Source organism: Hymenobacter aquaticus, assembly GCF_004765605.1.
Classification (GTDB): domain Bacteria; phylum Bacteroidota; class Bacteroidia; order Cytophagales; family Hymenobacteraceae; genus Hymenobacter; species Hymenobacter aquaticus.
On the sequence record NZ_SRLC01000001.1, the window covers coordinates 1,041,144 to 1,066,291 of the forward strand.

The 25,148-nt window shown below is 58.5% G+C and carries 20 protein-coding genes, 1 tRNA gene, 1 pseudogene and 1 CRISPR repeat array (1 of these 23 only partly in view); of the genes and pseudogenes, 11 read left to right on the plus strand and 11 right to left on the minus strand.

What is annotated here, in order from left to right; genetic code table 11:
- Window positions 1-99: 99 nt before the first annotated feature.
- The 3 genes from rpsO to E5K00_RS04195 form a co-directional block, all read right to left on the minus strand.
- Window positions 100-375 (minus strand): 30S ribosomal protein S15, encoded by a 276-nt coding sequence (gene rpsO, locus E5K00_RS04185; RefSeq protein ID WP_100336017.1) that lies wholly within the window; start codon window positions 373-375, stop codon window positions 100-102.
- 367 nt (window positions 376-742) lie between these two features.
- Window positions 743-2,176 carry an LptF/LptG family permease gene (locus E5K00_RS04190; RefSeq protein WP_135461991.1) on the minus strand — a complete coding sequence of 478 codons (1,434 nt, stop codon included), beginning with the start codon at window positions 2,174-2,176 and terminating at the stop codon, window positions 743-745.
- A 110-nt stretch (window positions 2,177-2,286) separates the two neighbouring features.
- On the minus strand, window positions 2,287-2,700 hold the full coding sequence (locus E5K00_RS04195) for an START-like domain-containing protein (protein ID WP_135461993.1): 414 nt from the start codon (window positions 2,698-2,700) through the stop codon (window positions 2,287-2,289).
- A 137-nt stretch (window positions 2,701-2,837) separates the two neighbouring features.
- On the opposite strand from E5K00_RS04195, the gene E5K00_RS04200 reads away from it, so the two are divergent.
- Window positions 2,838-2,911 (plus strand) — tRNA-Met (locus E5K00_RS04200).
- Window positions 2,912-3,259: 348 nt separating this feature from the next.
- On the opposite strand, the gene E5K00_RS04205 is transcribed toward E5K00_RS04200, so the two are convergent.
- The 8 genes and pseudogenes from E5K00_RS04205 to E5K00_RS04245 all read right to left on the minus strand — a co-directional run bounded on the left by E5K00_RS04205 (window position 3,260) and on the right by E5K00_RS04245 (window position 13,424).
- On the minus strand, window positions 3,260-3,748 hold the full coding sequence (locus E5K00_RS04205) for a hypothetical protein (protein ID WP_135461995.1): 489 nt from the start codon (window positions 3,746-3,748) through the stop codon (window positions 3,260-3,262).
- A gap of 927 nt (window positions 3,749-4,675) precedes the next feature.
- The gene (gene rplT / locus E5K00_RS04215; RefSeq protein WP_100336011.1) at window positions 4,676-5,020 is read right to left on the minus strand and encodes a 50S ribosomal protein L20; all 345 of its coding nucleotides are present in this window, start codon (window positions 5,018-5,020) and stop codon (window positions 4,676-4,678) included.
- Between the two features lie 138 nt (window positions 5,021-5,158).
- Window positions 5,159-5,353 (minus strand): 50S ribosomal protein L35, encoded by a 195-nt coding sequence (gene rpmI / locus E5K00_RS04220; RefSeq protein WP_100336010.1) that lies wholly within the window; start codon window positions 5,351-5,353, stop codon window positions 5,159-5,161.
- A 138-nt stretch (window positions 5,354-5,491) separates the two neighbouring features.
- Window positions 5,492-6,040, minus strand: a pseudogene (gene infC, locus E5K00_RS04225) (translation initiation factor IF-3); the annotation flags it as partial.
- A 366-nt stretch (window positions 6,041-6,406) separates the two neighbouring features.
- Window positions 6,407-8,347 carry a threonine--tRNA ligase gene (gene thrS / locus E5K00_RS04230; protein ID WP_135461999.1) on the minus strand — a complete coding sequence of 647 codons (1,941 nt, stop codon included), beginning with the start codon at window positions 8,345-8,347 and terminating at the stop codon, window positions 6,407-6,409.
- 182 nt (window positions 8,348-8,529) lie between these two features.
- Window positions 8,530-9,654, minus strand: a complete 1,125-nt coding sequence (locus E5K00_RS04235; protein ID WP_135462001.1) for a tetratricopeptide repeat protein — start codon at window positions 9,652-9,654, stop codon at window positions 8,530-8,532.
- A 62-nt stretch (window positions 9,655-9,716) separates the two neighbouring features.
- A complete protein-coding gene (locus tag E5K00_RS04240) occupies window positions 9,717-10,568 on the minus strand; it encodes a tetratricopeptide repeat protein (protein WP_135462003.1) in 852 nt (283 codons plus the stop codon).
- 111 nt (window positions 10,569-10,679) lie between these two features.
- On the minus strand, window positions 10,680-13,424 hold the full coding sequence (locus E5K00_RS04245) for a DNA gyrase/topoisomerase IV subunit A (RefSeq protein ID WP_262710085.1): 2,745 nt from the start codon (window positions 13,422-13,424) through the stop codon (window positions 10,680-10,682).
- Between the two features lie 1,182 nt (window positions 13,425-14,606).
- Here E5K00_RS04245 and E5K00_RS04250 point away from each other — a divergent pair.
- From E5K00_RS04250 to cas2, 10 genes are all read left to right on the plus strand, one after another.
- Window positions 14,607-15,131, plus strand: coding sequence for a hypothetical protein (locus E5K00_RS04250; RefSeq protein ID WP_135462004.1), 525 nt, complete (start codon window positions 14,607-14,609; stop codon window positions 15,129-15,131).
- A 91-nt stretch (window positions 15,132-15,222) separates the two neighbouring features.
- Window positions 15,223-15,633 (plus strand): hypothetical protein, encoded by a 411-nt coding sequence (locus E5K00_RS04255; protein WP_135462006.1) that lies wholly within the window; start codon window positions 15,223-15,225, stop codon window positions 15,631-15,633.
- Window positions 15,634-16,056: 423 nt separating this feature from the next.
- Window positions 16,057-16,722 (plus strand): CRISPR-associated endoribonuclease Cas6, encoded by a 666-nt coding sequence (gene cas6 / locus E5K00_RS04260; RefSeq protein WP_135462008.1) that lies wholly within the window; start codon window positions 16,057-16,059, stop codon window positions 16,720-16,722.
- Window positions 16,723-16,751: 29 nt separating this feature from the next.
- Window positions 16,752-17,312, plus strand: a complete 561-nt coding sequence (locus tag E5K00_RS04265) for a hypothetical protein (protein WP_135462010.1) — start codon at window positions 16,752-16,754, stop codon at window positions 17,310-17,312.
- A complete protein-coding gene (cas3, locus tag E5K00_RS04270) occupies window positions 17,309-19,456 on the plus strand; it encodes a CRISPR-associated helicase Cas3' (protein ID WP_135462012.1) in 2,148 nt (715 codons plus the stop codon). The genes E5K00_RS04265 and cas3 overlap by 4 nt, the downstream gene beginning before the upstream one ends.
- Window positions 19,457-19,467: 11 nt before the next feature.
- Window positions 19,468-20,841 carry a hypothetical protein gene (locus tag E5K00_RS04275; protein WP_135462014.1) on the plus strand — a complete coding sequence of 458 codons (1,374 nt, stop codon included), beginning with the start codon at window positions 19,468-19,470 and terminating at the stop codon, window positions 20,839-20,841.
- A gap of 12 nt (window positions 20,842-20,853) precedes the next feature.
- Window positions 20,854-21,933 carry a CRISPR-associated protein Cas7 gene (locus E5K00_RS04280; RefSeq protein ID WP_135462016.1) on the plus strand — a complete coding sequence of 360 codons (1,080 nt, stop codon included), beginning with the start codon at window positions 20,854-20,856 and terminating at the stop codon, window positions 21,931-21,933.
- 68 nt (window positions 21,934-22,001) lie between these two features.
- Window positions 22,002-22,505 carry a CRISPR-associated protein Cas4 gene (gene cas4 / locus E5K00_RS04285; RefSeq protein WP_135462018.1) on the plus strand — a complete coding sequence of 168 codons (504 nt, stop codon included), beginning with the start codon at window positions 22,002-22,004 and terminating at the stop codon, window positions 22,503-22,505.
- 58 nt (window positions 22,506-22,563) lie between these two features.
- Window positions 22,564-23,571 carry a type I-B CRISPR-associated endonuclease Cas1b gene (cas1b, locus tag E5K00_RS04290; protein ID WP_135462020.1) on the plus strand — a complete coding sequence of 336 codons (1,008 nt, stop codon included), beginning with the start codon at window positions 22,564-22,566 and terminating at the stop codon, window positions 23,569-23,571.
- A 1-nt stretch (window position 23,572) separates the two neighbouring features.
- The gene (cas2, locus tag E5K00_RS04295) at window positions 23,573-23,836 is read left to right on the plus strand and encodes a CRISPR-associated endonuclease Cas2 (protein WP_135462022.1); all 264 of its coding nucleotides are present in this window, start codon (window positions 23,573-23,575) and stop codon (window positions 23,834-23,836) included.
- A gap of 194 nt (window positions 23,837-24,030) precedes the next feature.
- A CRISPR array of direct repeats spans window positions 24,031-25,148; the repeat unit is 29 nt; unit sequence GCCTCAATCGGACTGTGTGGAATTGAAAT; it runs 2,229 nt beyond the window's last position.

A 25,148-nucleotide genomic window follows, 5' to 3' on the forward strand; every position in this document is an offset into this window, starting at 1 on the left:
GTAGGGGCAACAACCCGCTGGCACCGATTCGTTACCAGCTAGGCCAAAAAAAGAGCAGGGAACCTTCGTAAAAAGGCTCCCTGCTCCAGGCGGGCGAGGTTACTTGCGGATACCCAGCTCTTTAATGATTGCGCGGTAGCGGTTGATTTCGCGGTGCTGCAGGTAATCCAGCAGGCGGCGACGCTTACCAACGAGCTTCAGCAGACCCAGGCGGGTCGAGAAGTCCTTCTTGTTCACCTTCAGGTGCTCGGTCAGGTGAATGATACGGTGGGTAAACAGGGCAATTTGCGATTCAGCCGAACCCGTGTCGGTTGCAGTCTTGGTCAGGCTGTTCTTCGCGAAGATTTCCTGCTTAATTTCGGTAGTGAGTTTCATCGGCAGATAGGTTTTCCCCGTCTTGGATTAAATATGAAAAGAAATGTCACCCCGCACCTCGGGGTGGCCGCAAAGGTAGGGATTTAATGGTTAATGTGCTAATGTGTTAGAATGTGCTCATATGCTAATACGTTGAAATGACCCATGGGCTGGTCATCCGTCCTGGCGCGTCGCTGATGCTTACTCTGCGCGGCAACCAAAGCCCTTTGGCCGAAAAGCCCTCAACCGTAACCACGATTGAGGGCTTTTCAGGAAAGGATGCTCATCCCACGTTGCAGGACGAATTGCTCCGTCTCAGCTTCATCCGCGGAATGCTTGCATCACGCGTTTAGCACATTCAACCCCATGAGCACTTGAGCACATTACATCAAACCGCCTTCTTGTAGCCGCGGAAAGGCAGCTTGATTTTGCGGAAGAGGCGGCCAAAGATGTCGGTTTCGAGCAGGCCGGAGTCGCGGCGGGCCTGGTTGAGGAAGAACAGCCCCACGGGCAGCAGCAGGGCCGTGGCCATCCACATGCCCGCCCCCACGGGCATCACGCCTTCCCGGCCGTACTTCTCGCCGATGATGGACAGCACGTAGTAGACGATAAAAAAGACGATGGAAATCAGCACCGGCACGCCCAGGCCGCCCTTTTTGATGATGGCGCCCAGCGGGGCTCCGATCAGGAACATGAGCAGCACGGCAATGGACTGGGTGTACTTGCGGTAGATTTCGATGCGGAAGTTACCGGCTTCCTTGGCCAGATTGCTCATGTGCTCGGAGGTGCTGCCCACGTAGGTCCGCAGGTTGCGCACCCGGTTTTCGGCCTGGTCGACCAGGGCCGTGTTCAGCACCGGCAGCTTGGCGGGCGGCACCTGCCAGCCTTCCACGCGCCGGTTGAGGGCCCGCCCGGTGGTATCGAGGCGGATGTAGGTGTAGTAGGGGTTCAGCTGGCGCGGAAACGTGCGGCGCTCCACCACCAGCTTGTCGTGCAGCGAGTCGGTGAACTGCTCCAGCTCCGGGATGTTCTTCATCATCTTGTTATCGACGAAGAGTTCCTTTTTGGTGCGTCCCAGGTCGAAGGAGGCCAGCGAGAAGGTAATGAGGTTGCGGTCGAAGCCCTGGCGGATAAAGCTGGCCCCGGCCCGGTCGCGGGAGTCGGGCTGCTCCACGTAGGTGCGGCCGTGGTAGAGCTCCAGCCCCAGGTAGCTGCCCCCGAAACGGGTAAACATGCGGCCCGAGTCGGCCAGAATCACGGTGGAGTTGCCGCGGCCGTTGGTGTGGTCGTAGATCATGACGCCCTTGAGCAGGTCGCCATTTTCGCCTTCCTTCTTGTTGACCTTGATGGTGTAGCCGGGCAGGCCGTTGTAGAACACGCCTTCCCGGATGTCGAGGGCCAGCTTCTGCTGGCGCACGTCCCAGAGCAGGCTGAAGGTTTCCAGGTTGGCGCTGGGCACGATGCGGTTGTTGAACCAGAAAGCCAGCCCGGCCAGCAGCACGCTCACAATCAGCACCGGGCGCAGAATGCGGATCAGCGAAATGCCGGAGCTTTTAATGGCCGTCAGCTCGTGGTGCTCGCCCAGGTTGCCGTAGGTCATCAGCGAGGAGAGCAGCACGGCCAGCGGCAACGCCGTGGGAATGGTGATGACGCTGAAAAAGAAAATCAGCTTGGTAATCACCTGCCAGCCCAGATCCTTGCCGATCAGGTCATCCATGTACTTGAGCAGGGTGACCATGAGCAGGATGAACTGCACCACGGCGAAGGTGAGCAGGAATGGCCCGGCAAAGGCCCGCAAAATCAGCTTATCGAGTTTTTTCATGGCAGGCTCTCCCCTGCCCGGCTACCGGGTGTGGCCGCCGCGGGGAGCAAAAGACAAACGAAGATACGGCTCGTTTTGCTCTTGCTCCCCCAAGTTTATTTTTTGGCAACTCAGCCGCCCACCAGCTCGCGCAGCTTCAGAATGAGGCTTTCCCACATTTCCTGCAGCTCGATGTCGTCGGTTTCCTCCGAGTAGTCAATCACGCGCAGGTACACTTCTTGGGTAAGCTGCGACTCCTCCAGGCTAAAATCGAGGTAGTTGGCGTCGGGCGTGTGGCGCTTGTTCTGATCCAGGAAAACGTAGCGCACCGAGCGGTTGGTGCGGTGCGAGTTCATTTCCGCGTAGTGCGACTGGTTGTCCCAGATAAAATTGTAGCGGTGGTCTTCATCGATCCGCACGTCCTGGCAAAACCACTGGGAAAGGCCGGAGGCCGAAGCCAGATACGGGTAAAGGATTTTGGGGGAAGCATTTACGGGAAGTTCGACCGTAAACCGATGCTTGGAACGAGTAGCAGAAAGAGGCATAAGCGGAACAAAACAAGGAAAATAGGGAGAGCCCCCAGCCAGGCAGGCCATGGGTTCAGCCAATATACACGGCTTTTTTTTTACACAAGGCTTGCGACAGTCGAAATCTTGTCATTACCTTTGCACCACCAAAACAGGGCGGGGTAGCTCAGTTGGTTAGAGCACAGGATTCATAACCCTGAGGTCACGAGTTCAACTCTCGTCCCCGCTACACGATAAAAGGCCTTCCTAATCCAGGAAGGCCTTTTTGTTTTTCTGGTCAGTATGCTTCTTCTCCTGGCTGATCCGGCTCCTACGGATGAGACAGGATTTGCGCCGGCGCAAGTAGCACCGCTTTTCCAGCGTGGCCACTTATCGTACGAAGGAAATAATCGACCTGATCCGGCAGGCCGGCGGCAGCAAGGCCGGCCACACGGCTGCAGTTGTCGCCGGCGCGGCCAATTCCTGACTACTGCTACGCGCGGCAGGATACCTTATGAGCAATGCCTCGACCCTGCTCTTAGGGCACCAAAGCTACCAGAGAAGTCATCAGTTGCCCAGCCAGGCCAAGAGGCCACTGCTACCGCCGCCGGAACCGGATAACCCAGACCCACTCGTTTCGCGCCCAGGCCGTCGGATAAATGGCCGTAATCAAGGCGCGAAAGGCTGCTACGGCCGACCCCGCGGGCAGACTGTCCGGATGGCGCGGAGGGGCGCCGCAGCCCGTAGCGGGCCCGGTTCCCGGGGTGGATTCCCTGAGGCAGAGGTCTACTCCTTCAGCCCATGCTTCGGCTTCGGTAATGGCCTGCACCGGCTCGGCCCGCACTTCCGTTATTTCCAGAACAAGGTCGGGCTCTTCGGTTACGCGCAGCAAACTACCCGGCGGGCCAAAAGGACAGGGAATACGCGCGGGATGCGGGGCCGCGCCAGGCTCACCCACTTCAAAGAGGGCGCTTCCCTTATCCATGCCAAGAAACCGGTAATGGGCCGGCTGCTCTTGGATACCGAACCCGGCAGCAATGCGGCGCCGGGTAACGGTTTTCCGGTTGGCCCGCAGCGCCTCGCGCATAGGCCCGTTGAAGGAAAGTAGGCCGGGAACCAAGCCAGGCATAGTCTTCTAGAATAAGAGCGGTGATTAGGTCGTCAAGATAGCGCAGCCAAGCGAAAACGTCGGCGGCGAAGCGGGATGGTGCCCGGCGCGGCTTGCGGATAACAGCCTTGCCCGAGCTAGGCGCGTGAGCTGGCTTACCGCTTCTGAGGCAATGACGCGCAAAGCAAAAGCCCGCTGGCAGGGCGGGCTTTTGAAGGCGGTGAGCAGCTGTTAGCTAAACAGGGCAATGAACCCCCGGTTCGGGTTACCAGGCCCTTTATAGCGTTTGTAGTTTGGCCGGTGGATAGTGCGCCCGGATTTTGCCTTATCCCGGGGTGTTCTTTTCAGCAACGACACGGAGGGCTTAGCTGAACCACTGCCGACGGTGGCTGTACCAGCGGCCGAAGATGATGCAACAGCACCCAGCAGCAGACCAAAAACAAGAAGTAGCGTTTTGTACATAGTAAGTTTGTTTAGAGCTCGGAGTATGTACAAAGATAAATTCAAACAAACACCATATCAAGCACTTATCTTATTTTATAGTATAAGTCAAAGCTCGTAAAAATTAAATCCACTTTCGCTTTTATATAACTATTCAACTACTCTCTTGATCAGCACGCCTACGTTTATATTCTAAAATAATTTAATCCCACTGAATACAATTATCGCAACAGTAATCAGATCATTTACAATTTTATTTTTCACTTTTCCAGTACTCGCCTACCCTTCGTCGCCGGTGGTTGCCTAGCCAGATTTGTTTTGTCCCTGCTCCTACTTGCTATACTTTACAGCCATTGTTCTAGCCCAGATTTCGCCTAGCCACGGCTTTAAAAGCAAAAGCCCTCGACCAGCAACTGGTCGAGGGCTTTTGGTAAGCGGTCGGGCTGGCAAGCCAGCCAAGGCTACTTACTTAATCTTGTCCACAATGCCTTTGAAGGCAGCGGGGTGGTTGAGGGCGAGGTCGGCCAGAACCTTGCGGTTCAGCTCGATGCCAGCCTTCTTCAGGCCACCCATCAACTGCGAATACGACAGACCATGCTCGCGGGCACCAGCGTTGATACGCTGAATCCAGAGGGCGCGGAACTCCCGCTTCTTGGTTTTCCGGTCGCGGTACGCGTAGAGAAGACCTTTCTCAACGGCGTTCTTGGCTACGGTCCATACGTTCTTGCGACGGCCGAAATAGCCTTTCGCCAGACGCATTACTTTCTTACGACGGTGGCGCGAGGCCACGTGGTTTACACTTCTTGGCATAACCTACTCTTTTTTGGCGGCCGGTGACTATACAAGTGAAGTCTTCGAGACCGGACGCCGGGTTGAAAATTGGGTGATTGTTGATAGTTGGTTGTTGATTGTTAAACGAATAACAGTCAACAATCAGCTTTCAGCAAATCAGATAACCAGCATGTCCTTCACGCGGTTCATGTCCGCGGAGCTAACCAAGGTTACGTGCGTCAGGTTACGCTTCTGCTTGGTCGACTTCTTGGTCAGGATGTGGCTTTTGAAGGCGTGCTTCCGCTTCACCTTGCCCGAGCCGGTGAGCGTGAAACGCTTCTTAGCACCGGATTTCGTCTTTACTTTCGGCATTGTGGTATGAATTGAGAAAAAAGAAAAAGCGGATTGAGAGGCAGTTGCCTACTCCTGGGCTTCCTTGGGCTGCGCTTCTTTCGGGGCCGGAGCTCCGTCTTTCGCGGCCGGGGCAGCGGGCTTCGGCTTGGCCACCGACGGCGCTACTTTGGGAGCCAGGTACAGGAACATGCGCTTGCCTTCGAGCTTGGGCAGCTGCTCGACTTTGGCCAAGTCTTCCAGAGCCTGGGCAAACTTGAGCAGCAGGATTTCGCCCCGCTCCTTGAACACGATGGAACGACCCACGAAGTGAACGTACGCCTTGATTTTGGCGCCTTCCTTCAGGAATTCCTGGGCGTGCTTGAGCTTGAAAGCGAAGTCGTGGTCGTCGGTGTTGGGTCCGAAACGAATTTCCTTCAGGACTACTTTCGTAGCCTTGGCCTTCATTTCGCGGGTGCGTTTCTTCTGCTCGTATTTAAACTTCGAGTAGTCGATAACGCGACACACCGGAGGAGTAGCCGTGGGCGAAATCTCGACCAGGTCGAGGTTCTGCTCCTGGGCCATCCGACGGGCCTGCTCGATAGAATAAATGCCTTGCTCGACGTTTTCGCCGACCAGGCGTACTTCCCGGGCCGTAATCTTCTGGTTGATTTTGAACGGCTCCTCGACCTGAGCGCGGGGAATGTAGCGGCGGTTTGGGGTTGCTATGAGTTGGTCCTCCTTCTGAAAGGTGAGCTGATTGTCTTGATGAGCTGGTTGAATCTGACACGACCTAGGCCGCGAGGGTTCAATCAGCGGGCAAATATCCGCCTTTTTTTCCAAACCCTCAATATTTTAATGGGCTAATGCTAGGTTAATGTGCTGATGTGCTAATGGGAAGAATGTGAAGAATGCCCTGGGGAAAGGCTACGGAATGTCCTTACCAGAAGACAACACTTTGATTTTTAACAGAATACTATTACAGAAAACCCCGCTACCTTTCGGTAGCAGGGCTTCTTATAATAGCAGAGACGTATTCTTAGGTATAGGGAGTCATTTCTCCCTTTTCCCACACTAGCACATCAGCCCATCAACTCAGACCGCCGTCATTTCGGCGACCTGCTCCTGGAAGCTGCGGATGAAGGAATCCAGCGGGACGCTGCCGATGTCGCCTTCGCCGTGCTTGCGCACCGAGACGATACCGTTTTCCTGCTCCTTCTCCCCTACAATCAGCATGTACGGAACTTTGGACAACTCAGCATCCCGGATTTTGCGGCCGATTTTCTCGTCGCGGCTGTCGAGGGAGCCGCGCAATTCGGCCTGCACCAGCTTGTCATATACCTGCTGGGCGTACTCCTGGTACTTCTCCGAAATGGGCAGCACGGCAAACTGCTCGGGCGAGAGCCACAGCGGGAAGTTGCCGGCGCAGTGCTCGATGAGCACGGCCACGAAACGCTCCAGCGAGCCAAACGGGGCGCGGTGCAGCATCACGGGGCGCTGCCGCGAGTTGTCGGGGGCCACGTACTCCAGCTCGAACCGCTCGGGCAGGTTGTAGTCCACCTGAATGGTGCCCAGCTGCCACTTGCGGCCCAGCGCGTCGCGCACCATGAAGTCGAGCTTGGGGCCGTAGAAGGCGGCTTCGCCCAGCTCTGTTACCGTAGGCAAACCCTTCTCGGCGGCAGCTTCCTGGATGGCGCTTTCGGCCAGGGCCCAGTTCTCATCGGAGCCGATGTATTTAGCCTTGTTTTCGGGGTCACGCAGGGAAATCTGGGCCGTATAGTCTTCGAAGCCCAGCGAACGGAACACGTAGAGTACCAGGTCAATAACCTTGATAAACTCTTCCTTTACTTGATCCGGGCGGCAGAAGATGTGGGCGTCGTCCTGGGTGAAGCCGCGCACCCGCGTCAGGCCGTGCAGCTCGCCACTTTGCTCGTAGCGGTACACCGTGCCGAACTCGGCCAGGCGAATTGGCAGGTCGCGGTACGAGCGGGGCTTGGTCTTGTAGATTTCGCAGTGGTGGGGGCAGTTCATCGGCTTGAGGAAGAACTCCTCGCCGGGGTTGGGCGTCTTGATGGGCTGGAACGAGTCGGCGCCGTACTTCTCGTAGTGGCCGCTGGTCACGTACAGCTCCTTGGAGCCGATGTGGGGCGTCACCACGGGCAGGTAGCCCGACTTGATCTGGGCCTTGCGCATGAACTGCTCGAGCCGCTCGCGAAGGGCGGTGCCCTTGGGCAGCCACAGCGGCAGGCCTGCCCCGACTTTCTCGGAGAAGGCAAACAGCTCCAGCTCCTTGCCCAGCTTGCGGTGGTCGCGGCGCTTGGCTTCCTCCAGCTTTTCGAGGTACTCGGTCAGCTCCTTGGCTTTGGGGAAGGTGATGCCGTAGATGCGGGTGAGCTGCTTGTTCTTCTCGTCGCCGCGCCAGTAGGCGCCGGCCACGTTGAGCAGCTTCACGGCCTTGATGGGCGAGGTGTCGGGAATGTGGGGGCCGCGGCAGAGGTCGGTGAAGTCGCCCTGCTGGTAGAAGGTGATGCTGCCATCGTCGAGGCGCTCCAAGAGGTCGAGCTTGTAGGGGTCGGCCTTTTCGGTGAAGTACGCAATGGCGTCGGCCTTGCTTACCTCGCGGCGCTCGTAGCGGCTCTTGTTTTTGGCCAGCTCCAGCATCTTCTTCTCGATTTCGGGGAAGTTATCCGTCGAAATCGTGCGGCCTTCGCCCAGGTCGATGTCGTAGTAAAAGCCGTTTTCGATGCTGGGGCCGATGCCGAGTTTCACGCCGGGATACAGCGCCTCGAGGGCTTCGGCCATCAGGTGGGCCGAGGAGTGCCAGAACGTGGCCTTGCCGGCGGTGTCGTTCCAGGTCAGGATTTCGAGGTTGGCACTGGCGTCGATGGGGCGGTTCAGGTCGCGAACCTCCCCGTTGACGCGGACGGCCAAGGCATTGCGGGCCAGGCCCTCGCTGATGCTGGCGGCCACGTCGTAGCCCGTGGCGCCGGCTTCGAACTGGCGGACCGAGCCGTCGGGAAGCGTGATGTCAATCATGAGTGGGAAATAAAGTAGCTATACAAACAGCGTTAGCCCGCAAGTTAGCAGCTTGGGGCGGTTTTTAGCGGGCAAGAATAGAATTGACCCGATATGAGCCCTGATTTTTGCCGGTCTACCGGTAAACAACCGGCAGTTCCTGCGGCCTAACCGAGACGCAACTGGCGCTGCTGCTCCCGGCCTTAGTCAATAGCCGAGGGCTTGAAACGCTGCACCAGGGGCGCGATTGGCTCCACGGCCCGCCGCCGGAACAGCGTGTCGTTGCGCAGCTGCCGGGCCTTTTCCCCAGCTTTCCAGACTTTGAACGTCCAGTGGCGGTTGCCGGGGTTTTCGGCCACCAGCAGCCGGTACTGCGCCAGGGCGTCGGCGTTACGCCCCAGGCTTTCGTAGCTCTCGGCCAGCATCTGCCGGGCTTCGGGCAGGCGCGGCGCCCGGCGCACGGCCCGTTGCAGGTGCGGAATGGCCACCGCGTACTGGCGCTGCCTGAAGGCGGCCAGGGCCAGGCGGTAATCGGCGCGGTAGAGGGTGGTATCGAGCAAAATAGCCTTGCCGTAGCAGCGCAGGGCACTGTCGGGCTGGTTCTGAAGCTCGAACTGCCGGCCGTGGTCGTACCAGAGCAGGCCGTAGGCAGGGGCCAGCTTCAGGCCCCGCCGGGTGTAGACCACCGCCTCGGCGGGCAGGCGGTAGGCATTGGAGAGAAAAGCCAGCTGGTGCAGGGTTTCGGGCTGGCGCGGGTCGCGGGCAATGCTGGCGCGCAGGTATTGCAGGGCCTGAGCGGTGTCGGTCAGGGCCTGGTAGGCCACGCCCTTGTAAAACAGCGCGGCCGCATGGTCGGGCTCCTGCTGCAGGGTCCGGTCGAGCTGGTCGATGGCGTCCTGGTAGTGGCGGGCGGCCAGGTGGGTTTCGCCCACCAGCAGGTTGAGCTCGGGGGAGGAAAAGCCGCGCCGCGAAGCTTCCTGCGCTGCTTCCAGGGTGGCCTGGAGGCGGTTTTGGGCCCGCAGGGCCCGGGCTTTGGTAAAGTAAAACTCCCCCGGGGCGTCGTCGAGGTCCAGGGCTTGGTTGATGTCCTGCAGCGCGGCCGGCACCTGGCCCGCGTCGAGGCGGAAGGCGGCCCGGCGGGCATAAAGCGAGGCATTGCGGGGCTGGCGGGCAATGGCCCCTTCCAGCTCCTGGGCCTGAATGTGGGGGCCGCTCTGCACCGAGGTCAGGTTGACCATCGTTTCGGCCCGGCTGGCCGGGGCATTCTCGCAGGCGCTCAGCAGCGGCGCCCCCAGCGCTAAACCCAGAAAAAAACGAAGAAGGCGCACGGCAGGCAGAGGAAAAAAAGGCAACGACAGCAAAGATACTCGGCCGAGGCACAATGCCGCCGCTACAGCGTCTTTTTGACTTTGTGGTGCAGCTGCTTGAGCATTTTCTTGTTGAGCTGAATCAGCATCACGCGGCAGCGGCGGCTCATTTCCAGCTCCTCACTGGTCACGGGCGTGAGCTGGGCGGCCTCCTGCAGCACGTTGCTGGCGCGGGTGCGCTGCCCCTGGTTGAGGTGTACCCGCGCCAGGTCGTAGCAGAACTGAATCTTTTTGGGCTCCAGCTCGTGGGCTTTCACCAGGGCTTCGATGGCGCGGGGCGTGCTGGCGCTGCCGGGCATGCCGCCCAGAAAAAACTGGCTGTAGAACTTTTCCAGGGGGTTGTAGTGGTCGACGCGGTAGTGCCAGCGGCCCAGCAGCTGCCAGGCATCGGCCCAGCCGGGCGCTTTGTCGACGGCCTTGAACACGTGGGGCTTCATTTCCTTGTAGGCCACCAGCCGGCCGCGCGAGCTGAGCAGCGTGGCCTGATTTACCAGGGCCAGAGCCTCGGCGTAGTTCGACTCGGCGCCTTCCGGCTTCACGACCAGGGCGCGGGTGGAATACAGGCGGGCGGCGGCGAAGTAGGCCGCTTTCCGGGTTTCGTCGGTGTAGCGGGTGCCGATGTGCACGCTCAGCACCGAGGCCTGCCACAGAGCTTCGTAGTGGCCGGGCGCCTGCCGGAGCACCTGCTCGTACTTGGCCAGGGCCTCCGATTCCTTGTACTGCTGCTGCAGGCTCCGGGCCTCGGCCAGCAGCTTGCTGATGTCGGGCGCGGGGGCCTGACTGAACGCCCGGGCGCTACCGCTCAGCTCCGCTCCCGCTACGACCAGCAACAGCAACAGCCACTTTTTAGCAAAACGAACCAGGTAAGCAGGCATGAATAACAAAGAAACGAACCACGGCCGCCCGGACTTGGGCCACCAAATCTGGCCTTGTTTCGCAAGAACACAAAAAAGTACCCCAGCTTCTCAACCGGGGTACGTTTTAATTTAAAACAAGCCGAGCTGGGCCTTGGGTCGGCGCAGGATGGCCTGGGCCCGCTCAATGTCTTCATTCGTGACATCCACCGGGCCGGTCAGCTCGGGCAGGGGGCCGGTGGCTTCGGGGCCAGGCGCGGCCGGGCGCGGAATGGTGGCCGGACCTTTCTTCTTGGCCACCTGCCGGCGCTCCGGCTCGGGGCCTTCATCGGTGAGCAAGGCCACCGAGTGAATCTTGAAGTAGTTGAGCTTGTTGCCCATAGCCTTCCACCCTTTCACGTCGATGAACTCGTGCAGCCCGATTTTCTCGGTTTCCTTGTCGGCCTTTTTGTCGCGCTGCAGCTTCACTTCCACCTGCGGCTCCTGGAAGCAGGTGGCGCAGAGCAGCTTCGAGCCTTTGGTTTCGGAAATGAAGGTAAAGCGCTTCTCCAGGGTGCTGGTTTCAATCTTGAAGCGCTTGACGTAGTGGATTTTGGTTTCGCCCTCGGCGTACACGGCGCTGAGCACGGTGTCGGGCTCCAGCTTGCGCAGCAGCACGATGTTGGGCACGTCGAAGTGGTAGGCCGGGTCGGGCGACTTCAGCTCGTAGCTGCCGTCCTTGTAGACCACCAGCACCGTGTTGTCGGTGTCGAAGGTGCCCAGGTAGCGGCCGTGGCCGGCGGTGTTGAGGCGGCCCACCACGGAGTCAAAGAACACCTCCCGGCCGCCCAGCGTCGAGTCGCCGAGGCTTTTCTGGGTGATTTTCTTGATGGGCTGCTTGGTCACGATGTTGCCCATCGAGCCCTTGCCCTTGATGGCCAGCTCGGCAAAGTCGAAGTCGAACTGCTTGACGCGGGCCGGGGCCTTGTCGGAGAGCTGCACGCTCACGATTTCCGACTCCGAGTTAGGGTTCGCCGTCAGATACAGCGTTTTGGTACCCTTGGTGCCCTTGGTCAGGTCGTAGACTTTGTCGCGGGTGATGCCCGTGACCAGGAAGCGCTTGGCGAAGCTGATGCCCGAGGCGCCATCCAGGTAAATCATGTTGTAGACCAGCCGGTCGTCGTTCTTGTTGTAGACGCCCACGTGCAGGATATCCTTGCCCACGAAGGTCTTCTCGGCGATTTTAGTCACCACAAACGTGCCGTCGCGGCGGATGGCAATGATGTCGTCCAGGTCCGAGCAGTCGCAGACCGTGACGGCGCTTTCGTCCTTTTTCAGGCCGTAGCCCACGAAGCCGTCGGCGTAGTTCACGTAGAGCTTCTGGTTGGCCACGGCCACTTTCTGGGCCGTTACCACGTCGAAGGTGCGCAGCTGGGTTTTGCGCTCCCGGCCCGCGCCGTACTTCTTGAGCAGGTTCTCGAAGTAGGCAATGGCGTAGCGGGTGAGGTGGGCCAGGTTGTCGGCCACCTCGGCCAGCTCGGTTTCCAGCTTCTGAATGTACTCGTCGGCCTTGAAGCCGTCGAACTTGGAGATGCGCTTGATGCGGATTTCGGTCAGGCGCGTGAGGTCGTCCTCGGTGATGGGGCGGCGCAGCACGATGCGCTGGTCGTCGGCCTTGGCCTTGGAGCCCTCCACGCGCACAAACTTGCTCAGGCCCTTCTCAATGGTATCGAGAATGTCCTGCCAGGTTTCGCACTCCTCGATTTTGCGGTAGATGCGGTTTTCGATGAAAATCTTCTCCAGCGAGGCCGAGTGCCACTTTTCCTGAAGCTCATCCTGGCGGATTTCCAGCTCCCGCTCCAGCAGGCGCACCGTTTTCTGGGTGCTCAGCTTCAGCATGTCCTCCACCCCCACGAAGCGCGGCTTCTCCTCGATAATCACGCAGGTGTTGGGCGAGATGGAGATTTCGCAGTCGGTGAAGGCGTACAAGGCGTCCATCGTGAGGTCGGGACTCACGCCCGTGGGCAGGTGGACCTGGATTTCCACCTCGGCGGCCGTGTTGTCGACCACCTTTTTGATCTTGATCTTGTTGGCTTCCGAGGCCTTCACGATGCTTTCCATCAGCGCCGTAGTGGTGGTGCCGTACGGAATGTCGCGGATGACGAGCATGGTCTTGTCGACCTTCTCGATGGTGGCCCGCAGGCGGATTTTGGCCCCGCGCAGGCCCCCGTTGTAGTTGGTCACGTCGCAGAGGCCGCCGGTCGGGAAGTCCGGAAACAGCTGGATTTCCCGGCCCCGGAGCACGTCGATAGAGGCCTTGCACAGCTCGCGGAAGTTGTGGGGCATGATCTTGGTGCTCAAACCCACGGCAATGCCTTCCACGCCCTGGGCCAGCAGCAAGGGGAACTTCACCGGCAGCGTGGTCGGCTCGCGCTTGCGGCCGTCGTAGCTCATCTGCCACTCGGTGATGTCGGGGTTGAACACCACGTCGAGGGCAAACTTCGAGAGGCGGGCCTCGATGTAACGCGGGGCGGCCGCGCCGTCGCCGGTGCGGATGTCGCCCCAGTTGCCCTGGGTTTCGATCAGCAGGTCCTTCTGGCCCAGGTTCACCATGGCGTCGCCGATGCTGGCGTCGCCGTGGGGGTGGTACTGCATGGTCTGGCCGATGACGTTGGCGACTTTGTTGAAGCGGCCGTCGTCCATTTCCTTCATGGCGTGCAGAATGCGGCGCTGCACGGGCTTGAGGCCGTCCTCAATGGCGGGCACGGCCCGCTCCAGAATCACGTAGGAGGCGTAGTCCAGAAACCAGTTCTGGTACATGCCGGCCACGGTGGCCACGTCGTGAATGGTTTCGCCGGGGGCAAACTTGGGCTCCTCCTCGGTTTCTTCCTCCGTCACGGGCTCGGCCTCGGTGTGAGTTTGCACGTCGGCGGACGACTCGGCCAGCAGCAGCTCGCCGGCTTCACTGACGACAAACTCGGGAGTTTCCGCGCCGGCGGCAGCGTCGGCGGCGGCATCCGGGGGCGTGGCGGACCCGAACTCAAAGGAGTCGCCGGCGCCAAACAGGTTGGGCTGCTGCTCTTCGGAATGGGGGTCGTGGGGGTTCTTCTCTTCTGACACGGTGGGGTGTGGCGCCTGCCACGGTTTATGTTCTTGTACCTCTCTTCCGGCGGTGGGGCCGGAAGGCTTTTTACTCTAAACGGCCTGATTCCCAGCGGAAGCCGGCCAAACGACGAACTCCGCTGAGCCAGCCAGGGGAAAAGCTACGAAGAAAATCGGAGCCGGCCGGGCCGCCAGGGGGGGCAGCCCGGAATATCAAAAGTACCGTTAGCTGCGCAGAACGCAATATTTCTAATGCGGCAGCCGGCCATAAAGTTCCTAAAAATATTAGCCAAAGACAAATTCACCACGTAGTTTTAGCTCGGCAATACTCCTCTTGCGCTTATCTAACCACGAAATACATACCAAAATAATTAGTACTCTAAAAGCAGGATACTCCCTTTCATCCGCCTACCGGCACAACTGGCGCCGGGCAAAGTACCATCTGTTACCAGCGGCAGGCCTGCACTCCGCCGATCTGAGGCTATAGCTCATCTTACGGCTGCGGACTTATGCTTTTCTTTCCGGCTTTCACTCGAACCCGGTGGAATTGAAAATGAATCTTCTTCCGCTCGGTCAGCCGGTACCCAAGGCCTTCAGTTGGCCCGGATGGAATTGCCCCCCGTGGGCGAAGCCGACGCGGTAGGGCTTTCAAACAGGAAATCGGACCAGCTAGAATCGAAACTTGCTCATTTCATTGGTGACGGTATCAGCCAGCACGCAGGAAATCGGACCAGCTAGAATCGAAACAGGTAGTCCATCGTGCCATTCGGGTAAAACCAGTTACCTCAACCGGACCAAGCCGGAATAGCGGCGAAGAGTATATCTGGCAGCAACTTTGTTACCGGTTTTAAAAAAACAAAAACTTGTAACGGCATTCCTGTTACGGGTTTTCGTATTTTTTAAAACCGGTAACCAACCTTCTCTATTATGACAACTGCTCCGGGAGAGCTTCTTCCCCTTATTCGCTCCTACCTGGGAGTGTCCCAATTGACCCTGAGCAAGTATCTGGGAATTGGGCGCGAGCAGCTTGCCTACGCCGAGTTGGGCACCCGCCCCCTACCACGCGTCGCCTTGCTCCCTCTGAGTCGGTTGGTGCAGGCCCTGCCAGCGGAGGCGCTGAGTCCGTTAGCTGCCGGAGAGGCGGCGGCTAACGGCGGCCCGCTGCCGGAGCTGCCCGCGCCCGCAGCCCTGGTGCAACGACAACAGGAGTGCCTGCGGGAAGCCGGGCAGCTGCGCACCGAGCTGGCCCGCTTACAGATTCGGGCGAATCAGAGTGCCGCCCGCCTGGTCTTAGCCACGGCCTTACGGGCCGCCCCACCACCCCCGCCGGCCGGATCACTGCAGGAGCCGGAAGCGGTGTGGCTAGGCCGGCTGACGCGGCAGGCTGTCGCCCAGCTCGCCGCGGGTGGTGCCACGGCTCAGGCCTTGCTCGGGCTGCGCATCCGCGCCCTGGAGTACGAAGCTGACGAGGCCCACAAACTGGCGGTAATTTATTTGCAATAAACGCAATAAGATGCGTGCAGATCAGTTTAAACCGTGCAGCCCGCGGGTGCGGGCTGGCATAATACTCACCCTTCTTATTTTTCATTACCGTATGAATTATTCCCTAAATCAGTTGGGTTCCGCCGCCGAGTGCGACGAGGTGCTGGCCGCCGCCCAGAAGGAGCGGGCCATCCTGACCAACCGCCGGCAAAACCGGGAGTTTGAGAGTGGCAACCTGGCCACCACGGCGCCCCAGGTGCAGGCGGAGCTCACCACCATTACCGCGCAGCTTACGGGCCTGGCTACCATGCTGCCCACGCTACCCGAGGGCCCAGCCAAAGACAAGTGGCTGACCGAGAAAGAGCGCCTGGAGTATCAGCAAAAGGTACTGAACCGGCGCGTAGGCAGCAACGGCATCCTGGCCCTGCTCGGCCGGGAGCTGGACCTGGCCCGTCTCAACGCCGAACTGGCGGAAGTCGATGCCTTTATCGCCGCCGTGCAAGCGCGCAAAGCCGCCCTGTAGAGCACCTCACTACAAGTACACTTATTGCTATTTCGACGCCCCTCCCAGTTACCGGGAGGGGCGTTTTGCGTACCAGAAGCCGAGGGCTGAACTGATGCGAGCGGGGTAGCATCTCTGGCGAGGCCTCGGCTGCAGGGTATGGTAACGGCCGCCGGCCGCTCCGCAGAATGGTATTTGATCCTACCTACCTACCTACCTACCTACCTACCCTGGGCACCGTGCTAATACAACTTGCAAAACCAGCCCTGGTGCAAGTGGACAAGCTACGTGCCGCAACCATCAGTCAGAACGGTGTAAGACAGCAATAAAGCACGAAAAAAGATAAAAATATAGTTGTATAGCTCAAGCTAATCCTTCTTCTTGTGGCTACCTAATGGCTAATATTTTTAGCTGCTATTTACCGTCCTATCAGAAACCAGAAGAATGCGCTTACAGCTTTACCTCACGGGCAGCCAGGCTGTTCCGTTCGACCACCTTCCCCTGCTCAAAGGAGCATTCCATCGTTGGCTGGGTCATAATGACGAGCTGCACGACGGGCTTTCGCTGTACTCCCTCTCCTGGCTGCGGGGCGGCCAGGGCCGCCGCGGCGGCCTCTGGTTCCGCGACGGGGCGCACTGGAGTATCTCCGCCCACGACCCGCAGCTCATCCACACCCTCGTCGGCGGCGTTGTCCGGGAGCCGGAGCTGGGCCTGGGGCTGCGGGTGCGCGATGCCCAGCTGCTCACTCCTCCCCCTTTCCAGGACGGCGAGCAGGCGTTCCGGGTGCTGAGTCCGGTGTTTATCAAGTGGGAAGCGGAGCCCGGCAAACCTGCCGACCACCTCACCTACGAAAACCCACGCACCGACGAGCTACTCACCGCCACCCTGCGCCACAAGCTCCGGCAGGCTGGACTGCCAGACGCGGGTGCATCCGTCCGCTTCGACCGGGACTACGCCGGGGCCAAAACCAAGCTGTTCCGCTATAAAGCCGTGCAGTGCCGCGCCAGCCAGTGCCCCGTCATCGTGACGGGCACGGCCGAGCAGATTCGGTTTGCCTGGTGCGTGGGGGTCGGGAATAGCACGGGGCTGGGGTGTGGGGCTTTGGAGTAGGGTTTTACACGATTTATTGAGTTTGCACTATGCTTTACGTGGTAAAGTACACAGGCCCGTTCGGCTATCTAAAGCCATGGACGGCTGTTCGGGATGGTGAGACATACTCCCAGCAATTCCTTACCCCCTCCGTCATTGAAGGAATGCGGCAGAAGCTGGGCGTGACACAGATCCTCCGTCATAAACTCAGTTACACCGGGTTGAGTATGCAGCAAGAGCAGACGCAGCCCCGTGGTTGGATTCATGAGAAGAAAAAGCAGCAGATGACGCGACCCCACGCTATTCTGGTGCGGGGAGTTCTGCTAGAACCGGAGCTACATCTGGCTTTTGCCAGCGCAGAGGATGCTGACCTAGCTGCGACCCAGCACCTGTGCTTGTGTCGTAACGAAGACATTGTGCTGCCTGTTGAGCACCGAACGTTGGAAGAAGCCGACTTTGATGCCTTGATCGGCTTCGAACTGCGGCCCGCTGACGCCTCCGAAACTGGAGCATTTCTGGTAGGTTTCAACCGCTTCGCGGAAGGTGCCCCAATGCACGGCCGCTTGGAAATTACCGGAAACCCTATTCGCCAGGTGGCAGCGGTATTATGAACACGGACGATATCCTAGCCAAGAGCGCCAGTCATGGGGGTGAGCTAAGTCTGGAAGATCATACCCGGCATGTGATGGAGGCCGCCGTCGCCGTGGCGCGGGCTACCGGGCACGATGAACGATTGGCGATGCTTGGAGCCGCACTACACGATTTAGGCAAGGCGCACCCGGCCTTCCAGAGCAAGCTACGGGCCATGAAAACCGTCCAGGCCTCCAATACCATCCTACACCGACATGAATTATCGTCGCTGGGGTTTCTGCCGCTGGTCGACAGAAGCGACTGGCCAGCTATCATCGATATGGTGGTGGCTCACCATAAGCCCATGCATCAGCCCAACGATATGTTCGGCAAAGGCATTCTGGACTTGGAAGACCGGAGCCACACCTGGCAGCAAGACCATCTGGCTGGTTGGGACGCCTGGGCACCCGGTGCGCTGGCCGTGCTGGAAAAGCTCGGCGTTGCCACCCACCCCATCCCCCGGGCCGAAGCCGAAACCGCCATACAATTTGCCGTGCAGCACTGCGAAACTAAGCGTAAAGGCTGGTCGGCATGGCGGGGCGTGTTGCAAGCCGCCGACCACTTCGCTTCCGCGCTGCAACATGATGCGGTCGGGCAACTGCCGACGCTTTTTGACGCACCGGACTTATCATTCTTCAACCGGACAGCCCCGCTCTACCCTCTTTCGCTGGAAGGTGCCGACCAACCTCAGCAGCATACGCTGATAGTGGCCCCTACGGGCGCGGGTAAAACCGATTATCTGCTGCGCCGGTGCCGGGGACGGGTATTCTATACATTGCCCTTTCAGGCATCCATTAACTCCATGTTCCGGCGAATGCTGGCAGCTAATACAGGGGGGCATGTGCGGCTACAACACGCTATTTCGCAGCTGGTGGAAGAACGGGGCGCGGTAGAAAAGCAGCTGCAATCCTTGGTGGGGGCTTCGGTGAAGGTGCTGACTCCTCATCAACTGGCGGCCGTCGTGTTCGGGACGCCGGGCTATGAGGCCGTGATACTGGACGTGCGCGGGGCCGACATTATTCTGGACGAGGTGCATACCTACGCGGCCCAGGCCCAGTCGATGGTACTGGAAATTGTGGCGGCGCTGGCCCGGTTGGGTTGCCGTATCCACATTGGCACGGCCACCATGCCCTCGGTACTGTACCAGGAGCTGCTGCGCCGCCTGGGTGGCCCGGCGGCCGTGGCGGAAGTAGCCTTACCCGCCGAAACCCTCCGGCAGTTTGACCGCCACGCAGTGCACAAGATTGCCCGCGACCCCGAAAACCCAGCTGCCTGGCCCGAGGAAGCCGACGATATCCTAGCAGCGGCGCTGGCAGCCGGCGAAAAGGTGCTGGTCATCTGCAACACGGTGCAAGGGGCGCAGCAGCGCTACAAGCAGCTTCGCCGCCAGTTTCCCGAAATCAAGCGCCTGCTGCTGCATAGCCGCTTCAAGCGCGGCGACCGGGCCGAGCGGGAGCAGCGCCTCGAACAAGACTTCAACGACCCCGCCAAGCCCGGTCCTTGCCTCGTGGTTTCCACGCAGGTAGTGGAAGTGAGTCTGGACATCAGCTTTGACCGGATGCTCACCGAAGCCGCGCCGCTGGATGCGCTGGTGCAACGCTTCGGGCGCGTGAACCGCCGCCGCACCACTGAAACCATCGGTAAGCTCAAGCCGGTCCACGTACTGGAACCCGCGCCCAGCTGCCTGCCCTACGACCGGGCCATCGTGCAGGCCAGCTTCGCTCAGCTGCCCGAACACGGGCAGGGACTCCCCGAGCAGGAACTGCAGGCTCGCATTGATATAGTATACCCAGCCCTGGAAGTGTCCAACATCAGTACCCACGTCATCTGGGATGGCGACCGGTGTAGGCTGCGGGAGCTATGCAATAATGCCCGCTCAGTATTGGTGGATGTACTCGATATCGAATCTACGGCTTGCATTCTGGAGGCTGACCGTCAAGCTTACCTTGATGCCAAGTGGGAAGCACGCACGATGCTGGAAATTCCAGTCAGCTGGCGCAGCATGTACGCCCACAAAACCAAATACGAGCGGCTGGAGGTCGGCAATATGCCCTTTGTGGTGCCCGGCAACGAGGACTACGAGGAACTAGGCCTCCAGTTTGAAGACCATGATTCATTTTTATAAACTCTTCCGCCATGTATACCAGCTATATCGGCCGGCGGCTGCTCATGCTTTACCGGGAGAGAACCGGCGAGGACCTGACGGCCCGGCAGTTTTTTGAGCAGCAGCTTTACCCGCTTTTCTATGCCCATAAGCGCTACCTGCAATGGGTGCCTAATTCTCCCTTCGCTCAAAAAGTAGCACAGGGCAACTTAGTTGCAGGTAAAACAGAGTCGGATATTCAGTTGGCGACATTCCACCATAAGGTTGCCTCTGTCGTTCCAGATGCAAGCTTTGTTATTGGATTTCCGGCAGCTGGCGTAGAAGGCACCACCTCAGGCCAAGTATCGAACATCGGCCCGAAAATCGATAACGAAGACATTTACTGCTCCTGGATAGGCGGAGCATTAGGTGTTGGAGTAGGTAGCGGGTTTTCACTATTAATTAGTGAGGACGATGTTTTATGGACATTATTCCAAGGGTGGAAACACTACCGAACCTACCTGGAGCAACGGCCTGGTTTGAAGGGTAATCAAATTGATACTTGGAATGGCCATTGGTTGGCCCATTCATTCAACCGTCATTTCGAGCCAAACCATCCGCTAGATGAGTTTGAAATCAAGCTTGTGGAAACAGCTGGTGTCTTGTCCATCCCTACTCGTGAGTGGGTGCAAATTTTGTTTTCGCTGGCATATCACTACCCTGATCAGAATCTCATGGCCTATGCTTATTGTCTGGCAAAGGATAATAAAACTATTGGCTTTGTGCCTTTGCAGTTAGGCAGTATAAATCGGCTATGCGACCTGAATAGCAAACTGTTCCTGTTCCCGGAAGCGGTGCAAAGTGCAGGCACAGATGCGCTGTTGCGGCTTTACGCTACTCATTATGGCTTCGCCCGGGCCTGTCAACTGGGGGCAATTGGTCTGGCGGCCATCGAGCCGGCCAAGCTGCGCGACTACGTGGGCGGCCCCGACTACGCACCCAAACCCCTTTCCATTAAAACCGAAGAAGCTGCCATTCAATTTGCCTTTCAACAAATCTGGATACTTGCCATGCTCAACAATCAGGAACTCTATACCGCTGCCGACCGATTGGCGGAGGCTCTGCATCAGTTTACCCAACGTAACGACCACCGCGACAGTGGGCGCGGCAAGAAAAATCTGGACCGGCAAGCGGAGGGCGTATTTGTGCGTAACCGCGCTGCCTTTATTGACCGCCTGACCGACATTCTAGCCGAATCCGGCAGCCAGGCCGGGTCCTATCTCGACGTGTTTGATGAGGCCGTCCGTCAGGCCACCCTCATGCCCGTGGATAATTTCCCCTTGTTCATCATTCTGACGCGCTTCCGCTACGTCGCGCGCCAAAGCCAGGGCAGCCTTGCTATTCCAACCGAATCTTCTCCCGCTTAATTTCTTGCTTATATGAATCCCTACATCTACCTGCGAGGCCTACGCCACGCCGAACACACCGTCTTTGCCGTGCAGGATGGTCAGAAATATTATACCGACGCCCAGTTTGGGGTTCGGCAAGCCTATTCCAGCGGCCAGCAGGTAAAGCGCAGTATTATGGATGCGCTGACTACCGGCCTGAACGTGCCACCCGCGCCCATTACCTTCAACTGGCAAATCAAAAAGGGCAAGAATGCCGAAGTGCAGTTCGAGCAAAAGGAGCCCTGGTCGCCCTGCGACCCGACGCACGTAGACCAGTTGCTGGGCGGCTATATGCGGGCCGAAACCGGGGAGTTCACCATCAAGCGACGTAGCCCGCTCTCTATATCGGCTATGCGGCCATTGCACCCGCTGCTGGGCGGCCTGGAGCGGGAGCGGGAAAACCTGACTTTCGACCGGACCTCTCACCCTACTCACCACCCGGTGCGCGTGCGCGACGAGAAAGGCAATGAGCTGACGCAGGAAGACGTGGACACCCTGCTGCTGAATACCAAGCGCAACCTACCCAACCGCATCTGGATTCCCGACCACAGCCGCGCCTCTGGCCTATTCGTGTACGATGTGTGCGTGGATTTGCGCACCTTATTCTGCGTTTCCACCAATACGCTGGAACCGGAGTTGCACCCGTCGAAAGTGCAGGAGCTGAAAGATAAAGGCTGGACTGAAACGCGTAACGTGTTCGGCCCTTGCCTGCTAGCTCCCAAAGAGCACCGCGACAAATACATTCCGGCCCTAGCCCATGCCCTCATCAACTGGCGCATCACCAGCAACCAAGCCCGCACGTTCAGCCTGATGGAAACGCTGGCTCTGGCTATAAGCGACAACGCCAATCATCTGGCCGGAGCTATTCGGGGCCAATTGCGCGAAGACACCGAAAAGCCAACGGCGAAGCCACTGCTGGACGAAACGGCCGGAGCCTCCATTTATGTTGCCCTACCTGCGGGTGGCTACATTGCCGGAGCATATGGCGCCGCCGACGCCTTGGACCGAGCCGAGCAGCAGCTAATTGCGCGGCTACAAGCTTTTGACTATGAAAATCAATTAGCCGGCTGACAAGAAAGGAATGAGCCGTTTCAGCACTGAAACGGCTCATTCCTTTCTTGTAAATCTATAGCAGTGCCATGCACATCACGGGCAAGCATATCAACTACTACCACATCTGCCACCGTAAGCTATGGCTGTTTCATAACGGCATCAGCTTTCAGCACACGCACGCCAATGTGGCCGACGGCTCACTGCTGCACCTGACTGCCTACCCGCAGCGGGCGGCCCGCTACCGCGAAATCCAGATTGACGGTATCAAAATCGACTTATATGATCCGCACGAGCGGGTAATTCATGAAATCAAGCGCTCCGATAAATTGGAGCACGCCAGCATCGCGCAGCTGCAGTATTACCTCTTTGTGCTGGAGCGGCACGGCGTGGCAGGCCCCACCGGCATTCTGGAATACCCCAAGATCCGGCAGACGCAGACCGTAGTCCTCACCGACGCCGACCGGGCAGCCATTCCGCAGTGGGAAGCCGGCATTGAGCAAGTCGTGACGGCCCCCGAGTGTCCGCCGGTCATCAACAAGCCGCTGTGTCGGCAGTGCAGCTACTACGAGTTCTGCTACGTGGGCGAGTGAGCGGGCTTTGCTGAATGCCACCGCGAAGCGCACGTATCCCAACTACACCCGTAATTCTATGCGTAAGACCTACTATTTGTTCAACCCCGGCCGGCTTAGCCGCAAAGACAATACGCTGCAATACACGGCCTACGACGAGCAAGGGCTGCCGGGGCAGGTGAAGTATCTGCCGGTGGAGGACGTGGCCGACCTGTACGTGTTCGGGTCGCTGGACGCTAACTCCTCGCTCTATAACTTTCTGGGCAAGCAGGGCATTTCGGTACACTTCTTCGACTACTATGAGCACTATACCGGCTCTTTTATGGCGAAGGAATACCTGCTGGCCGGCAAGCTGCAGGTGCAGCAGACGCAACACTACACCTCCAAAACCAAGCGTATTGTCCTGGCCCGCAAGTTTGTGGAGGGCTCGGCCTTCAACCTGCTTAAGAACCTGCGCTACTACCAGGGCCGGGGCCGCGACGTGGCGCAGGAAATCGGCCAGATTGAAGGCTATGTGGCGGCCCTTTCCTTCGCCCCGGCCGCACCGGAGCTGATGGGCTTGGAAGGCAACATTCGCCAGACCTACTACGGGGCCTTTGACCGGCTGGTGCCGGCCGACTACGCTTTTGGCACCCGCACCACCCAGCCCCCGCAGAACGAGCTAAACGCGCTGATGTCGTTTGGCAACATGCTCTGCTACTCGGCCTGCCTCTCCCAGATTTACCACACCCAGCTCAACCCGACCATCAGCTTTCTGCACGAGCCCGGCACCCGCCGCTTCTCCCTGGCCCTGGATCTGGCCGAAGTCTTCAAGCCGCTGCTGGTAGACCGGCTCATCTTCCGGGTGCTCAACAAAAAGGAAATCCGCCCCAGCGACTTCGTGCAGGACCTGGGCCGGTGCGTACTCAAGGAATCGGCCCGCAAAACGGTGGTGCGCGTATTCGAGGAGCGGCTGAAGGAAACAATTCAGCACCGCAGCCTCAAGCGCAGCGTGAGCTACCAGCACCTGATCAAGCTGGAGTGCTACAAGCTCACCAAACACCTGATGCAGATGGAGGAATACAAACCGTTTAAAGCCTGGTGGTAAGATGTACGTATTGCTGGTGTATGATATCCGGGAGAAGCGCGTGGGCAAGATGCTCAAGCTCTGCCGCCGCTACCTGAACTGGATACAGAATTCAGTGTTTGAAGGTGAAATCTCGGAGGTCAAGTTGAAAGAGCTCCTGGCCAAGGCACACGAATTTCTGAACCCCGATGAGGATAGCGTGCTGATATTTAAAAGCCGCAGTCAGCAATGGCTGGAGAAGCAGGTCGTGGGCCAGGAGCGCAACCGGCTGGATACCTTCCTGTAGCCCGGGAGTCGTCTATCAGCCCTAAACCTTGTAGCTGCACTGCTTAAGGAAGTTGCCGTAAAGATTAAGTAATTGATTACCATGGGTCGTCGCTGCCTGGGTAAAAGCTTGTTATTGCCGAGCGACGACTTCGTGCGTTCAGTTTACGGACAAAAATGTAGCTTCAAGCTTTAGTAAGAGCCTTTTTGCGTCGGGCCTCAATCGGACTGTGTGGAATTGAAATAACAATCGGTCGTTGTGGGGCACCCGGGCGGCGTTGCCTCAATCGGACTGTGTGGAATTGAAATGACTGGTTAATCAGCAGCACGTCGATGACGTTGTCGGCCTCAATCGGACTGTGTGGAATTGAAATTATGAAATGATGGAAGCTAAGGACGGGAAAGAGCCCGCCTCAATCGGACTGTGTGGAATTGAAATAGGCTTTTGCCGAAGCCGACAGGCTCGACGCGGCAAGCCTCAATCGGACTGTGTGGAATTGAAATAGGTGAAGATTCCATAATTGTCAGTGGTTTAGTGTTGCCTCAATCGGACTGTGTGGAATTGAAATCTTTCGGAACAGGGCAGTGTAATTAGGGGTGTTCCAGCCTCAATCGGACTGTGTGGAATTGAAATAACCTGAACGACGCCGCGCTGCGGGCCACGTTGCAGGCCTCAATCGGACTGTGTGGAATTGAAATAGGAAAGTTGTATCGAGCTGCTTTTTCAGGTCGCCGGCCTCAATCGGACTGTGTGGAATTGAAATGCCGGCACCCACGTTGCAGCAAGCCCTGGCCGCTCAGGCCTCAATCGGACTGTGTGGAATTGAAATATTTCCAGGGAGCGGGGCTGGCGGCCTCCGCGCGTTGCCTCAATCGGACTGTGTGGAATTGAAATAGTAGAAGAACACTACAAGACCAACCCCGAACGAGCGCCTCAATCGGACTGTGTGGAATTGAAATAGCGTTGGCCAGGGCTTTTTCCTATTTACGACACCAGCCTCAATCGGACTGTGTGGAATTGAAATAGCATCAGGCCCAGGCTGCCTTCCCCATCGGCCGGGCCTCAATCGGACTGTGTGGAATTGAAATGTTAAGATGAAGTCGCACAGGGCCAGGATGCGCCGGGCCTCAATCGGACTGTGTGGAATTGAAATGCTTTACTTCTTGCTCGGCAGGGGGCGGGGTGGCAGGCCTCAATCGGACTGTGTGGAATTGAAATGGGCAAGTTCACTGTGAGCGTATCCCAGCACCTGTGGGCCTCAATCGGACTGTGTGGAATTGAAATGTAGCCAGAATGTAGTTGATGATGCTGTAGGCGGTGGCCTCAATCGGAC

What these genes read in the sequence shown, in the direction of transcription:
- E5K00_RS04280 (WP_135462016.1), top strand. Translation starts at nt 20,854, where the DNA reads ATGAATCCCTACATCTACCTGCGAGGCCTACGCCACGCCGAACACACC.
- E5K00_RS04275 (WP_135462014.1), top strand. Translation starts at nt 19,468, where the DNA reads ATGTATACCAGCTATATCGGCCGGCGGCTGCTCATGCTTTACCGGGAG.
- cas6 (WP_135462008.1), top strand. Translation starts at nt 16,057, where the DNA reads ATGCGCTTACAGCTTTACCTCACGGGCAGCCAGGCTGTTCCGTTCGAC.
- E5K00_RS04190 (WP_135461991.1), bottom strand. Translation starts at nt 2,176, where the DNA reads ATGAAAAAACTCGATAAGCTGATTTTGCGGGCCTTTGCCGGGCCATTC.
- E5K00_RS04205 (WP_135461995.1), bottom strand. Translation starts at nt 3,748, where the DNA reads ATGCGCGAGGCGCTGCGGGCCAACCGGAAAACCGTTACCCGGCGCCGC.
- cas3 (WP_135462012.1), top strand. Translation starts at nt 17,309, where the DNA reads ATGAACACGGACGATATCCTAGCCAAGAGCGCCAGTCATGGGGGTGAG.
- E5K00_RS04240 (WP_135462003.1), bottom strand. Translation starts at nt 10,568, where the DNA reads ATGCCTGCTTACCTGGTTCGTTTTGCTAAAAAGTGGCTGTTGCTGTTG.
- rpmI (WP_100336010.1), bottom strand. Translation starts at nt 5,353, where the DNA reads ATGCCGAAAGTAAAGACGAAATCCGGTGCTAAGAAGCGTTTCACGCTC.
- cas4 (WP_135462018.1), top strand. Translation starts at nt 22,002, where the DNA reads ATGCACATCACGGGCAAGCATATCAACTACTACCACATCTGCCACCGT.
- rpsO (WP_100336017.1), bottom strand. Translation starts at nt 375, where the DNA reads ATGAAACTCACTACCGAAATTAAGCAGGAAATCTTCGCGAAGAACAGC.
- E5K00_RS04195 (WP_135461993.1), bottom strand. Translation starts at nt 2,700, where the DNA reads ATGCCTCTTTCTGCTACTCGTTCCAAGCATCGGTTTACGGTCGAACTT.
- thrS (WP_135461999.1), bottom strand. Translation starts at nt 8,347, where the DNA reads ATGATTGACATCACGCTTCCCGACGGCTCGGTCCGCCAGTTCGAAGCC.
- cas1b (WP_135462020.1), top strand. Translation starts at nt 22,564, where the DNA reads ATGCGTAAGACCTACTATTTGTTCAACCCCGGCCGGCTTAGCCGCAAA.
- E5K00_RS04265 (WP_135462010.1), top strand. Translation starts at nt 16,752, where the DNA reads ATGCTTTACGTGGTAAAGTACACAGGCCCGTTCGGCTATCTAAAGCCA.
- rplT (WP_100336011.1), bottom strand. Translation starts at nt 5,020, where the DNA reads ATGCCAAGAAGTGTAAACCACGTGGCCTCGCGCCACCGTCGTAAGAAA.
- E5K00_RS04255 (WP_135462006.1), top strand. Translation starts at nt 15,223, where the DNA reads ATGAATTATTCCCTAAATCAGTTGGGTTCCGCCGCCGAGTGCGACGAG.
- cas2 (WP_135462022.1), top strand. Translation starts at nt 23,573, where the DNA reads ATGTACGTATTGCTGGTGTATGATATCCGGGAGAAGCGCGTGGGCAAG.